Origin of the sequence: Planktothrix sp. FACHB-1365 (assembly GCF_014697575.1) — a bacterium.
Taxonomy (GTDB): domain Bacteria; phylum Cyanobacteriota; class Cyanobacteriia; order Cyanobacteriales; family Microcoleaceae; genus Planktothrix.
This window is the reverse complement of record NZ_JACJSC010000011.1, coordinates 140,969-154,973: the sequence shown is the minus strand read 5'-3', so window position 1 is coordinate 154,973 and position 14,005 is coordinate 140,969. Positions and strand designations below refer to the sequence as shown.

13 protein-coding genes are annotated in these 14,005 nt (G+C 40.3%); 6 read left to right on the top strand and 7 right to left on the bottom strand.

Annotated elements, in window-relative coordinates; all coding sequences use genetic code 11:
- Nucleotides 1–308: 308 nt before the first annotated feature.
- From H6G57_RS14750 to H6G57_RS14725, 6 genes are all read left to right on the top strand, one after another.
- Nucleotides 309–746, top strand: a complete 438-nt coding sequence (locus H6G57_RS14750) for a ferredoxin (protein ID WP_190519761.1) — start codon at nucleotides 309–311, stop codon at nucleotides 744–746.
- A gap of 396 nt (nucleotides 747–1,142) precedes the next feature.
- Nucleotides 1,143–1,787, top strand: coding sequence for a response regulator transcription factor (locus H6G57_RS14745; protein ID WP_190519749.1), 645 nt, complete (start codon nucleotides 1,143–1,145; stop codon nucleotides 1,785–1,787).
- 703 nt (nucleotides 1,788–2,490) lie between these two features.
- Nucleotides 2,491–3,012 (top strand): NYN domain-containing protein, encoded by a 522-nt coding sequence (locus H6G57_RS14740; RefSeq protein WP_190519747.1) that lies wholly within the window; start codon nucleotides 2,491–2,493, stop codon nucleotides 3,010–3,012.
- A gap of 193 nt (nucleotides 3,013–3,205) precedes the next feature.
- Nucleotides 3,206–4,825: a 2-isopropylmalate synthase gene (locus tag H6G57_RS14735; RefSeq protein ID WP_190519745.1), complete on the top strand. Its 1,620-nt coding sequence runs from the start codon at nucleotides 3,206–3,208 to the stop codon at nucleotides 4,823–4,825.
- A 69-nt stretch (nucleotides 4,826–4,894) separates the two neighbouring features.
- Nucleotides 4,895–5,092, top strand: a complete 198-nt coding sequence (locus tag H6G57_RS14730) for a hypothetical protein (protein WP_190519743.1) — start codon at nucleotides 4,895–4,897, stop codon at nucleotides 5,090–5,092.
- Between the two features lie 53 nt (nucleotides 5,093–5,145).
- Nucleotides 5,146–5,697: a DUF1349 domain-containing protein gene (locus tag H6G57_RS14725; protein ID WP_190519742.1), complete on the top strand. Its 552-nt coding sequence runs from the start codon at nucleotides 5,146–5,148 to the stop codon at nucleotides 5,695–5,697.
- 6 nt (nucleotides 5,698–5,703) lie between these two features.
- Here H6G57_RS14725 and H6G57_RS14720 read toward each other — a convergent pair whose 3' ends face one another.
- The 7 genes from H6G57_RS14720 to H6G57_RS14690 form a co-directional block, all read right to left on the bottom strand.
- Entirely contained in the window at nucleotides 5,704–6,951 is a 1,248-nt protein-coding gene (locus H6G57_RS14720) for a response regulator (RefSeq protein ID WP_190519740.1), read from the bottom strand.
- 6 nt (nucleotides 6,952–6,957) lie between these two features.
- Nucleotides 6,958–9,750 (bottom strand): hybrid sensor histidine kinase/response regulator, encoded by a 2,793-nt coding sequence (locus H6G57_RS14715; protein WP_190519738.1) that lies wholly within the window; start codon nucleotides 9,748–9,750, stop codon nucleotides 6,958–6,960.
- A gap of 63 nt (nucleotides 9,751–9,813) precedes the next feature.
- Complete coding sequence (locus H6G57_RS14710) at nucleotides 9,814–10,395, bottom strand: cytochrome C (RefSeq protein ID WP_190519736.1); 582 nt, start codon at nucleotides 10,393–10,395, stop codon at nucleotides 9,814–9,816.
- A gap of 72 nt (nucleotides 10,396–10,467) precedes the next feature.
- Nucleotides 10,468–11,376 carry an MBL fold metallo-hydrolase gene (locus tag H6G57_RS14705; protein ID WP_072720393.1) on the bottom strand — a complete coding sequence of 303 codons (909 nt, stop codon included), beginning with the start codon at nucleotides 11,374–11,376 and terminating at the stop codon, nucleotides 10,468–10,470.
- 411 nt (nucleotides 11,377–11,787) lie between these two features.
- The gene (panD, locus tag H6G57_RS14700; RefSeq protein WP_190519734.1) at nucleotides 11,788–12,147 is read right to left on the bottom strand and encodes an aspartate 1-decarboxylase; all 360 of its coding nucleotides are present in this window, start codon (nucleotides 12,145–12,147) and stop codon (nucleotides 11,788–11,790) included.
- A gap of 59 nt (nucleotides 12,148–12,206) precedes the next feature.
- A complete protein-coding gene (locus tag H6G57_RS14695) occupies nucleotides 12,207–12,725 on the bottom strand; it encodes an inorganic diphosphatase (RefSeq protein WP_072720391.1) in 519 nt (172 codons plus the stop codon).
- Nucleotides 12,726–13,210: 485 nt separating this feature from the next.
- The gene (locus H6G57_RS14690; protein WP_190519733.1) at nucleotides 13,211–13,786 is read right to left on the bottom strand and encodes a hypothetical protein; all 576 of its coding nucleotides are present in this window, start codon (nucleotides 13,784–13,786) and stop codon (nucleotides 13,211–13,213) included.
- Between the last annotated feature and the right edge of the window lie 219 nt (nucleotides 13,787–14,005).

Here is a 14,005-nt window from a genome sequence, read left to right as displayed (position 1 = left end):
CAACTATTCAGAAATATATTGAAGATCCACATCACTATTAATTGAATGCGGATAAATCCGCCGAGTCACTTTTCCGCCTCGCTCGCTTATAGGCGAGGCTACCAAGTTTCCCGTCTATTTCTGGTGTGGAGTAATGCGGTAGACGTTAGCTACATCTAACGACTAATGACTGATGACTGATGACTGATGACTGATAACTGATAACTGATAACTGATAACTGATAACTGATTACGACCTGTTACGATATAGTTTTAAGGCTTTTTAGATCAAACGGCGTAATTGTATGTCATCTTCGTCTGAATCTGCGATGATTGCGACTTCTGAGTCGGGTTTAGGGACTCAACCTCTGGTGAAAGCGGTGCAAGCTTTGGGATTAGATAAAATTCAGCGCCATATTTTGATTTGTGCGGATCAAACTAAACCCCTCTGTTGCTCTAAGGAAGAGAGTTTAGAAGCTTGGAACTATTTGAAAAAACGATTAGCTGAGTTAAAACTGGATCAGCCGACAGAGACTCAACCCGGTTGTACGTTCAGAACCAAAGCTAATTGTTTGCGTGTTTGTACTCATGGCCCTATTTTAGTGGTTTATCCTGATGGGGTTTGGTATCATTCTGCAACACCAACTGTGATTGAACGAATTCTCCAAGAGCATATTTTGGGTTCTCAAGTAGTAGAAGAGTATGTGTTTCTCACCCATCCTCTACCGGATTGTTTTTCTTGTGTCCCACCAGAGGTCAAGGATTAGCTAAGAAATCTATTGAAACGTTAAGTCTTTTTTTGCTTAAGCATTTGTAACTTATACAGATCCGATTTCCGGTATGATAGATATTGGATCATTTCTTAGTAAAATGTCGTAAACTTGCCTATATATCTATTTTTCAGAGCGCTGTTTTATCGAAAATGGGAGCCAGAAGACCCGCACCATAAGCTTGATCGTTGGTGTCGGGAGGATGTCAATGACAGCTAAATCAGGAGACGACTGACTTCAGAGAAATGTCTCCCTAATTCAGGGGTAGTCAAATGTACGACAATCAAGGTTTTTGAGTCCCAAGATCAATAAAAAGCTGTTCATCCGGCTCCTTGAATCAATCTCAAAAATTGTCCTTGATGTTGCAGGATTCTCCATTGGAACATATTTAAAATGAAGGATAGTAACGGAGAACAAAAACGACTCATGCTGGTGGATGATGACCCCAACCTGGTCTTATTGGTCAGGGATTATTTAGAATTTCGGGGATATGATGTCATCACCGCAGAGAACGGCAGAGTAGCATTGGAAATTCTCGAACAAGAACTTCCTGATCTGATGATCTGCGATATTATGATGCCAGAAATGGACGGCTATACTCTAGTTAAGCAAATTAGAGAAGATCCGCGTACCGGATGGATTCCTGTTCTATTTTTATCAGCAAAAGGACAAAGCCAAGATAAAGTCAAAGGTTTGAATACCGGAGCCGATGTCTATATTGTTAAGCCTTTTGAACCTGAAGAATTAGTGGCTCAAGTGGAATCTTCCCTGCGACAAGCATCCCGTTTGATTCAGCGCCAAAATCCCAATGTGGATAATGGCCCTAAATTACGGGTGCGTCGAAATGTAGAACTAACTCCAACGGAGTTAAGGGTTGTACAGTTAGTCGCCCAAGGTTTAGCAAACCGTGATATTGCTCGGATTATGAAAGTCAGTCAACGCACGATTGAAAGTCATGTGAGCAATATGTTGGGAAAAACAGGCCTTCATAATCGTACAGAACTGGCTCGATGGGCACTAGAAAGCAAAAAAGCCTAGAATATCTAAGTGTTCAGTAGCGGGAAACAACAGAAACAGGATAACAATTCCAGATCCAAGGACAAGGATAAACAGAAACTAGGATGGCTGGGGAGTTATGGCTAATCCCCTCAATAAATTTACGTTGAGGTGATTAAGATTACGAGGACTGTTCCTTTATTCGGTATACTAGAAAGGTTATAGACTATTTCTATATTGTAGATCAGTAACAACCAAATCCTTAACTGTTGTCATCGTCCAGACCCAGAAGTGATAGAAACCAATAGGGCTAAATCTTAAGTTTCATTTCGTGTTAACAGTTTCCTGTAACACGGAATCTTGCCAAAGACTAGCCAATAAAGTTTTACCTTGTTCCTGGGTTTCTCACTTATTGACACGGAGTAAAATTAACCTCAGCCCAATGATTAACACTAAAAATCAGGATATAACTTGGTGTGTTAAAAAATGGCTCAAGTCGTTAAATAATCAAGGGTTAATCCAATCAATACCCAACGAATTGATAAAGGTTTATGTTTCTTCTGTTAAGGGCTAGTTTGTACTGCATTCATACGGTAGGATCAAATTATATTCTTACATCTATCCGATGAAAGATTCATGGGGAAACAACAGCAGTTGTTGAACGAGAGACTTTCTTTGATTAGGGATGGTAAGATAGAATATTTAGATTAAATTCTTTACTACAAATATTAGGTCTTAAGTTTCTATGCCTAACGTAAAAAACCGTCTTTCTATATTTGTGGACGGTAACAATATGTTCTATGCTCAACAAAAAAATGGTTGGTTTTTTGATCCCCGAAGGGTTTTGACCTATTTCAAAACAGAACAAGCGGAGATTACCTTAGTCAATGCCTTTTGGTATACAGGACTCAAAGACCCCCAAGATCAACGAGGTTTCCGAGATGCGTTAATTAGTCTAGGTTATACAGTTCGCACAAAAATTTTAAAAGAATATTATGATGATAGTTCCGGTCGCTATTCTCAAAAAGCTAATTTAGATATTGAAATTGTTGTAGATATGTTTAATACCGTAGACCAATATGATCGGGTTGTCCTCTTTAGTGGAGATGGAGACTTTGAACGGGCAATTGAACTGTTACGATCTAAAAATACTCATATTACTGTTGTTTCTACAGAAGGAATGATCGCCCGAGAACTGCGGAATGCAACGGATCGTTATATTGATCTCAATGATATTCGAGAACAGATTGAAAAAACTGATTATTAAAATTTGGTCTGACCAAGCGTAGAAATCATGATTCTGAAAATTAAGACCCCATCGGCTATCCGCGCTACTGATATGCTGCCTTCCCCCCAGGGAAGCAACACAGATTCTAATCAAACGTAACGGAAGTTCTTCAACTGTTAACCTCCCAGGTGTAACGGTCAATCTTTAACCTTGACAACAGGATTTTCTAATCATGAAATTTCAACCGAACCCCGACCGAATTATTATTTTTGATACCACCTTGCGGGATGGCGAACAATGTCCCGGCGCCACCCTCAATGTCGATGAAAAACTCGTGATTGCCCGACAATTGGCCCGTTTAGGCGTGGATGTGATTGAGGCTGGATTTGCCATTGCGAGTCCGGGGGATTTTGAGGCGGTTTCGCGCATTGCTGAAACGGTGGGAACGGAAGATGGCCCGGTGATTTGTAGTTTAGCTCGCTCGGTGAAAGGGGATATTGAAGCAGCGGCGAAGGCGGTTTCCCCGGCTGTCCATCGCCGAATTCATACCTTTATTGCCACTTCGGATATTCATTTGGAATATAAACTCAAAAAAACCCGGTCTGAGGTGTTGGAGATTACTTCAGAAATGGTGGCCTATGCCAAATCCTTTGTGGATGATATTGAGTTTTCTCCCGAAGATGCGGGACGGTCTGACCCGGAATTTCTCTATCAAGTTTTAGAACGAGCGATCGCAGCCGGAGCCACAACGGTTAATATACCTGATACGGTCGGTTATACCACTCCGGCAGAATTTGGGGCAATTATTAAAGGGATTAAAGATAATGTCCCCAATATTGACCAAGCGATTATTTCCGTTCATGGTCATAACGATTTGGGTTTAGCCGTTGCCAATTTCTTAGAAGCGGTGAAAAATGGGGCGCGTCAGTTGGAATGTACCATTAATGGCATTGGAGAACGGGCTGGAAATGCCGCGTTAGAAGAATTGGTGATGGGGTTACACGTCCGACGCCAATATTTTAACCCGTTTTTGGGTCGTCCTGCGGAGTCGGAAAAGCCCTTAACGAATATTGACACTCGCCAAATTTATAAAACCTCTCGTTTGGTGTCTAACTTAACGGGAATGTTAGTCCAACCCAATAAAGCCATTGTGGGAGCGAATGCCTTTGCCCATGAGTCGGGAATTCACCAAGATGGGATTTTAAAGCATAAACGCACCTATGAAATTATGGATGCTCAATCCATTGGCTTGAATGATAACTTGATTGTTTTGGGCAAACATTCCGGGCGTCATGCGTTTCAAACTCGGATGCGGGAGTTGGGATTTGAATTAAGCGAAGATGAGGTGAATAAAGCCTTTGTTCGGTTTAAAGAATTGGCCGATAAGAAAAAAGAAATCACCGATTGGGATTTGGAAGCGATTGTTAATGATGAGATTCAACAGGCGCCAGAATTATTCCATTTGGAATTTGTGCAGGTGTCCTGTGGAAATCAATCGCGTCCCACCGCTACGGTAACAGTCCGCACCCCTGACGGCCAAGAATTAACCGATGCGGCGATTGGAACTGGCCCCGTTGATGCGGTGTATCGGGCGATTAACCGGGTGGCGAATGTTTCTAATGAGTTAATTGAGTTCTCGGTACAGTCGGTAACGGCCGGAATTGACGCCATTGGGGAAGTCACCATTCGTTTACGTCATGAAGGTCGAGTGTTTTCCGGTCATGCCGCCAATACTGATATTATTGTCGCCTCGGCTCAAGCGTATTTGAATGCTCTCAATCGCTTGTATGCAGATTCGCAACCCCGCATTAATCCTCAATCTTCAGAAGTTGTTGAAACTTCGGTTAGCTAATTAAAAGGCGGTTGGCGGTTAACTGTTAACCGTCAACTGTCAACTGTCAACCGATAATCCTGAATTAATATGAATTTAGAACCTTTTGACGAAAAGAAAAGAATTAAACAGGAAATGCTGTTGGAATATGAAGCCGAAACGATGAAAATGAAAAAAGTTTTTGTCGTGATTATGGCAATTTTGAGTTTAATATTAGCGGGGTTAGGATTGTGGGTTTATCAGAATGCTCAAACGGTCAGAACCCCGGCTCCAAAAATTAGTAATTAAGGGTTAGTTGAGTTTTTGGTTTCTCTATAGAGTTTTTGTGAGGAGTTTATATAATGTCTGAAACCCTCAAATCTTGGTACAATGAACCCCCTTTTTGGCAAGAGAAAGGGGATAAAATCATCATTAAATCAGGAGAAAAAACAGATTTTTGGCGAATTACTCATTATGATTTTATTCGAGATAATGGACATTTTTATTATCAGGAAATCACCGGGGATTTTGACCTGGAAGTAAAAATTACAGGACAATATCAAACTCTGTATGACCAAGCGGGGTTAATGGTGCGGGAAAGTGAAACCGTTTGGTTAAAATGTGGAATTGAATTTGTGGAAGAAGTGCAGAATGTTAGTGCAGTAATTACAAGAGATTATTCTGATTGGTCTGTAATTCCTCTGTCTTTCTCTCCTACTTCTTTATGGTTAAAATTACAACGCCGATCAGAATCAGTAGAAATTCAATATTCATTCAATGGTCAAGATTATCAACTATTACGGTTAGGTTATTTAACTCCTAACCCATCAGTTCAAGCGGGTTTGATGTGTGCATCTCCTCAAGGAGAAGGATTTTTAACAACATTTGAAGCGTTTAAAATTCTGATCCCTTAATTTCCCTTAATTTAACCTTTTTTCCTGAGAAAAGGGCAAGGTTATCTTAAACTCGCTTCCCTGTCCTACTTCAGAATTACAGGTTAAGGTTCCTCCATGTTTATCTACAATAATAGCATAGGTGATTGCTAATCCTAAACCCGTTCCTTGACCCACAGGTTTAGTTGTGAAAAATTGGTCAAAACTGCGGCGTTGAACTTCAGCAGACATCCCAATCCCATTATCAGCAATACTAATTTTTAATCCATCTTGCTCAGTGGTGGATTCAATTTTAATCCGAATTTGAGGAACAAATACATTCAGCGTTTTAGAATGATTTCCTAACATGAGCGCTTTACTATCAATCGCATCAATCGCATTATTGAAAACATGAATAAAAACTTGATTTATCTCACTAGCATAACACTCAATGAGGGGTAATTTGTCATAATCTTGAATGATTTCAATTTCAGGACGATGGGAAGTCGGTTTAAGGCGATGACTTAATAACATTAATGTACTTTCAATTCCTTCTTTTAAGTCGATCTCTTTTAATTGTGCTTCATCAAGTCGAGAAAAAACACGCAGCGATCGCACTAAATCCCGAATGCGGTTAGCACCTATTTCCATAGAAGATAAAAGTTGAGGAAGATCATCTTTTAAAAAGTCAAAATCAATTTCTTCAGACCAGGTTTTAAGTTCGGGAATATCAGAGGGAAGATATTGTTCATAAAGCTCGATAGTTTTCAATAAATCTTGGACATATTTTTGAGCATGAAAGATATTTCCATAAATAAAATTAATCGGATTATTAATTTCATGAGCTACCCCTCCGACTAACTGACCTAAACTCGACATTTTTTCCGTTTGAATTAACTGAAGCTGCATTTTTCTTAATTGTAAATGCACATGAATTCGAGCTAATACTTCTTCAGGTTCAATCGGCTTTGTAATATAATCAACTCCTCCCAATTGTAACCCTTTAACTTTATTTCCTAACTCACTCAAAGCCGTCATAAAAATGACAGGAATATCTTTCGTTTTTGGATTTTCCTTTAACTGACGGCAGGTTTCAAAACCATCAATTCCCGGCATCATCACATCTAATAAAATTAAATCGGGTAAGTTTTCTTGAAGTTTAACTAAGGCATTTTCTCCACTTTTGGCAATGGAAACTCGGAAGCCAGACTGATTTAAAATATCTAGCAATAATTTAATATTGGTAAGATTATCATCCACAATTAAAATCGAATAGGAATGATGGGGATTTTTCATGATTTTTTAAATAAGGTGAGGTTGAATAAGTCGAATAATCTCTTCATCTTCAAACGCTTCAGATAATTGTAGAATATAATCTGCAAAGGCAATATATTGATCATCTAACTCCTTAATTCGATTAGCCTCACTTTGAACTTCTAAAATATAGCCTCCCCTTGCCAAATCGTACAACTGAGTCAGTTCTTCAGGAGGAGGAATAATGAAAGAATCAACAGATGGGGATGACCGGGGAGTCACAGCGATAGTGTCTGAGTTTTCATAAATCCAAATTAAGTTTAACCAGTGTTGGAGTTGATTCAATAAATTTTGTTCTTGAATGGGTTTAGGTAAAAAACCATTACAGCCTGCTTTTAAACATTCCTCTCGATCTGAACTAAAAACAGAAGCCGAAGAAGCAATAATTATCAAATCAGAAAATTCTAAATCTGATCTTAATTGTCGGGTCATTTCTAACCCACCTAAAACAGGCATCGTTATATCTGTAATCACCAGATCAGGAAACCCTTCTTTGACCTTTTTTAACCCTTCTTGTCCCTGAGTTGCTTCCCTAACTTCAAACCCGATAGGTTCTAAAAGATTCATAATAACGGCTCGGTTTTCCCAGCGATCATCTACAATTAATATTTTACGTTTTTCTCCCTGATAACCGACAATTTTTTGTTGAGTTTGATGAGTTTTGACTAACTGCTCTTCTGCTTCGGGAAAGTCTACATCAAACCAGAAGCGACTACCTTTTCCGAGGATACTTTCAACCTTAATTTTGCCTCCCATCATCTCTACAATTTGATGACTAATGGCTAACCCTAACCCAGTTCCTTCTGCTTTTCGCTCCTGTTCTCCAACTTGTTCAAAGGGTAAAAAGATTTTTTCAATTTGTTGAGCCGTCATCCCAATTCCCGTATCTTCAACTTGAAATCGCAGAGTATAAATTTTAGGGATAAAAGATTGGCTTTCCCCTGATGGAATTTCTGGAGACTCAGATAATACTTGTACAGAGAAAGTCACTGATCCTTCATCCGTAAATTTAATCGCATTTCCTAATAGATTTAACAAAACCTGACGTAACCGTTTTTCATCCCCCTGAATTCCTAAAGGTAACGGTGTTAATTCTAGGTCAATAAATTTTAATTCTTTTTGTTCAGCTTTCAACCGACAAACTTCTCGAATTCCCCATAAACAATATTCTAAATTAAAGTCTACCGGATAAAGTTCTAATTTATGGGCTTCAATTTTAGAAAAATCTAAAATATCATTAATCAGGGTTAACAGATGGGAACCACACTCATAAATAATATGCAGTCCTTGTAAGTGTTTAGGACTAAGATTCGGTTCCCGTTGCAAAATTTGAGCATAACCTAAAATTCCGTTTAAAGGAGTCCGTAATTCATGACTCATATTCGCCAAAAATTCACTTTTTGCTTGATTCGCAGATTCAGCTTCTTCTTTAGCCGTTTGGAGTTGTGTGGTGCGTTCTTCAACTCGTTGTTCTAAGCTTTCATTGGCGGTTGCTAAAACGGTAAAAGATTGTTGTAATTGTTGAGCCATTTGGTTAAAAGAATTACCCAAAATCTTAATTTCTTTAATTCCATTAATATTAATTTTTTGTTTAAGATTTCCATTGGCAATTTCCTGGGAAGCATAACTCAGCCAAAGAATTTTTTCAGTAATCCAACGAGAGGTTAACAATCCGAATAAGGTAGCAAGTCCCACAGCAACAATACAAAGAATAATGGTTTTTTGAGTATTGGCATTAATTTGATTCATAAAATCCGATTCAGGAACAACCACCACAATCAACCAATCTAAACCCCATTGATCTTTCCAAGGAGTAATTTTAACAAATTGATATTGATTATTAATAAAAATCTGAAGAGATTGATCGGTCATAATCGAGTTAACTTGACCAAATTTTTCAGTTAAAGCCTTAAACGTTTCTCGAATCATGACATCTTGACTGTCCGCCGCATTCAGCCGTTTTGCCACACCCTTCACCATTTGATAAGGCGGTTTTGAGGAGGAACTCGCCACCAAAAGTCCATTCCGTTCTAAAATAAAAGTTTGTCCAGACTCACTAATTTTTAAGCGTTTTAAAAATTCACTAATTTGGGATAAACGTAAATTTGTAATCAAGACTGCAACTAAATCATTGGGAGTATTATAAAGGGGATAACTCGCAGAAATTGAAATAATATCAGGAAAATTATCCCATTGATAAATCTGACTCCAAACGGGTTTTCGATCTCTCACAGCATCGGTATATGCCGCTTCACTTCTAGGGTTATAATCATTATAGGAAGCCATTAACCGAATCCGATTTCCCTGCTGATCCGTTGCATAAGTATTGGCTTTCCATTGAGTTTGGGGAGACAGTTCATCAATAGTGGCTTTCTTCAAATCTAAAAAATACCCGGCTCCTGCATATTCTCCCGTAGGAAGTACATAATAAATATAACCCACATCAAAAGCTTGAATTTGTTTCCAAAAATAATGCCCGACTTCAGGATATTTTTTGAGATCTAATAATCCTAATTGAACCGCATCGGCATTAATTTGATTAATTTGATGGGGGGTAGAAAGATAAGCATTTAAGTGTTGTTGAATTCGAGAACTCACTTCAGTTTCAATCTGTTGTGCCAGTTCGTTAATCGCTTTTTCTCCATGCCGGAAAGCGAACCAACCTGTTAAACCCACAGCAATTGAAATTTCTAATAAAAAGGGAATAACAAGTACCCAACGGAGGGGAATTCCTTGCCGGATATTCAACCAACGAAACAAGGGAAACAATGATAATATCATATTAGTTAGCTTCAGGATTTTTATTAAAAACAACGATTTCTCCTGATCAATTCGGGTGTAGACTTAAGGAGAATTTTCCCACTCCGGTGTTAAATTGCGGTAGTTAAATTCCGATGCACCGGGATGACAACTGGTACAATTATTCACCGTCACCGGTTGAGAAAACTCAACACGGGGATGCAGCGCTTTAAAATAACGAGAACGATTGAACCGATAAGGGATAGCTTCTTCCTGAAGCGGAATTGAACGGGAATAGGTTTGAAGATATTTCCACATTAACAACAATGAGGGCCCATCTAAGGGTTGAAGCGTCGCACCATAATGTTGTTCATCTTGAATAATTTGTTGCCAGGTTTGGGTGGGAAAGACTTGGGGAGGAATGGGAATATGACAAGTTGAACAAGTGTTGAGATACAGTTCTAATCCTAATTGATATTCGGGTTCTATGCTATCTACACTCGCCATTTGATTAATAATGAGTCCCGGATCATTTTTCTGTGATGGAGACGCTGCATTCAGGGAATGTACCATCCCTAACGCGATGCTAATACTCCAGATGCCAACAATCATAACCGACAGCCAGGAAGAAAACCATCCCGTTTGCCTGTGCTGCTGCTGATTTTGTTCTTGACTAAGAAAACCCATAACCAAAACCCATCTGCAAACATCACCTGAAATCCTAGCCCAAAGTGACACCTTCTGTCTGAGAATAGGTTGTTAGTTGAGTTTTAAAATCATGCCTTCCCGGGCTACAACCCCATTGGGAAAAACAGCTTGTACCTGAGCTTCAATTTGATCGAGAATATCATCGTTATGGGACGGATCATGTTGATACATGACCACCTGTTTCACCCCAGCTTTTTTAGCGACTTCCACCCCCACTTCCCAAGTCGAATGTCCCCAACCAATTTTAGGAAATTTGTCATTATGATATTCTTCGTTGGTATAGGTGGCATCATAAATGAAAACATCGGCTTCCCTAGCTAGGTGGAGAACATTTTCATCGAAGCGATCTGGAAAATGTTCAGTGTCGGTACAGTAAACCGCCGTGCGCCCTTGCCAAGTGACTCGATATCCGACCGCTACATTAGGATGATTTAAAGGAGCCGTTTCAATCTTAATATCATCCAAGGTCAGCACATCCCCCGGTGATAAGTCATAGAACTTCATATCCGACTGCATCACATGAATCGGCACCGGGAAATTCGGGTGAACCATCTGATCACAAAGACGATCTTTAATTGTACTGCCATCTGGGGCGATCGCACCATAGATATGAAAGCGATTAATCGGGATAAAAGCCGGAACAAAAAACGGAAACCCTTGAATGTGATCCCAATGGGTATGGGAAAAGAACAGATAGGCTTCCACAGGCATCTGTTTGAGCAGATCCAGCCCCAAAACTCTTAAGCCTGTACCCGCATCAAAAATTAAGCGTTTTTCACCCAAGCGCATTTCTACACAGGAGGTATTGCCTCCATATCGAACCGTTTGAGATCCGGGCGTGGGTATACTACCTCTTACCCCCCAGAATCGCACGGAAAAATCGGTCGAAGAGTTCTTGTCCATGGGGGTTGCTTCATCAGAGGACTTTGGGTTCTGGGCTGGCGGATCAGAAACTGGCATCGTTTGTTTTAGCCTTGGACGTAGAACGGTGACTGACCCTACACTAACCTAGGGGTATTGTGTGTAGGCTTCCTGCTTGATTAGGATGAGCCTTAACCCGACAAAGCGAGTTGGGGCTGACCTATACTTTGAAGATTGTGGTGATGCAATCTATACATCCCACTCTCTCCTATAATAGCCCCGTATGACTTAGGGAGACACCCTGCACCCCAAGGGGCTTATTCAATTCTGTTTCCCTATCAGCCGTTGCCATCGGACTAAAATACCGAGAGAGTCAATGGGCTGATAGATTCCCTGATTTTTTTTAGCGAGTTACAGCCAGAGCAGGGCTGCACTCTGGGTCTGTTCAGCCGTGCAGGTAGGTTAACAACCTGTTGCATTTTATCACAGAGGTGAACGACCCAGTTCATTTTAGCCTCGAATTTCCACAATTCGATTATTCTCATCGACAAACACGACTCTAGGTTGATGGGTGGTTGCTTCTTCGAGGGAAAATTGTGCATAAGACATGACAATTAAGCGATCGCCCACTACCCCCAAACGAGCCGCTGCTCCATTCAATTCGATCGCACCGGAATCAGCAGCGCCGGGAATAACATAGGTGACAAACCGTTCCCCATTGGCAACATTCACGACTTGTACCTGTTCATGAACGAAGATTCCAGCAGCATCGAGTAAGGATTGATCAATGGTGATACTTCCCACATAGTGAACATTAGCTGCGGTTAAAGTACAGTTATGAATCTTAGCGTATAGTAGTGTTCGGTGCATGGTTGTGAAAGTTGGATTTGTCTCCTATGTCATCCTAAAGGATTGAAGTTGAACGGGAATTAACCTTTGGGTTTTCCAGCTTGAATACACTGCTCAACAAGGGGAGCCACTTGATCAACATCTTGCCAACCTAAAATTTCCGTGACTTTTCGTTCCAGATTTTTATAGGTTCTGAAAAATTCTGCAATTTCTTCGAGGCGATGGGGAGCGATATCTTTAAGGGATTTTACGTCTGCATAGCGGGGGTCGGCGGCGGGAACACAGAGAATTTTTTCATCTCGATCCCCACCATCTACCATTTCTAACATCCCAATGGGTCGCGCTGCGATCACACAGCCGGGAAAGGTGGGTTGATCCATAATCACCAACCCATCTAAGGGATCTCCATCATCGGCTAAGGTATTAGGAATAAAACCATAATCAAACGGATATTGCACCGAAGCAAACAGCACACGATCCAGAGCAAAGGCTTGTAAGTCTTTATCGTATTCGTATTTGTTTTTACTTCCGGCGGGAATCTCAATCAAAACATTAATTAAACCCGGTTTAGGTTGGGGCGGAATTTTTGATAAATCCACGAGTCGTTCTCCAAGCTGTTGCAATAATCAAATTAGGGGCATTCCCCCAATAGCATTCTAAAGGGGATGGGCATTTCCTCCAAGGGGGGAGAGGATCTCAAAGAAAGTCAACAGCCCATACCCCCTACTTCTGAATTGATGGGTAATTAGGGGGATAAGACTGCCAAGGATTAATTTGGCTGGGAGAATAGCGGGCAATCGCAAGCAAAGGTAGCGTTAAGGTTAACACAGCGATAAAGGTTCCAATGAGGTCTGCCAATCTATCAGTAGATTTTTCACTCTTTCCTGGCTGGTTGACTATCTGATTCCATAAATAAAAGCTACGACTGCTTGATATTAATTGTTTAAAAATTACAATTTCTAAATTCTAATATAGCACAAACTCAAGGAAAGTGTTTCCTCCTTTATAGAGAGATTGGGAGAAATTTCTGCTGTTCAAAGCCTAGGGTAAATTTCTCTACCTCTCTCAATGCCCTCAGAATCGCTCAAGATTTTGGGATTCTGTTATAGGTATCCTGAACCATGTCAAGTAATGTTAACAATTGCTGCCATTGAGCATCTCCAACTTGATGACTGTTTTGAGATTCGATTGTTAAACACTCTTTTAAACGCTTGAATAAATCATTAACGGACAAGGCTGTTTCTGGAGGAGAATCATCGGCTTCATCATCATCATTCCCTGAAGTGTCATCTCGTCCTGAATCATCTGAAACTTCCTGAATATCCTGGGCGGTTTCCGCTAAAGTCAACGCCCGTTGAGCAATATTTTCAGGGAGTTTCGGTCGTTCTGCTAAAGCAATTCGAGACAGTTCCAACAACAATTGTCGCACGTCCTCAATCCATTGACTTTTTTGAGATTGCCAACTCGTCTGATGATTGGGTGTGTTGGTGTTTTTTTGCAGAATAGTTTGGGCTTTTTGAGCTAAAGGCAATGCTTGAGTGCCGACACTCTCCGGCAATTTCGGACTATCGGCTAAAGAAGCCCGTGCCACTTCAATTAACAAGTCACGAACTTGCTTAACCCACTGAAGATCGGATAATTGTGAACTGACTCTAGGCATATCTTACTCTCTGATTGTTAACCATAAGAAAAAGTGGGAAGTTTGGAAACGAGCGCGTCTATTGATCTAAAATTCAGTTTATGACGTTCAACTGCGTCAGATTAAATTCTATTCAAAAATCTTAACTTTACAGGTCAAACCCGGACTTTACCCGATGAGATTAGCGTCCATTTTCATGCCTCAGTCTTTGAACAATAGTTGTGCAACACCAAAGTTACA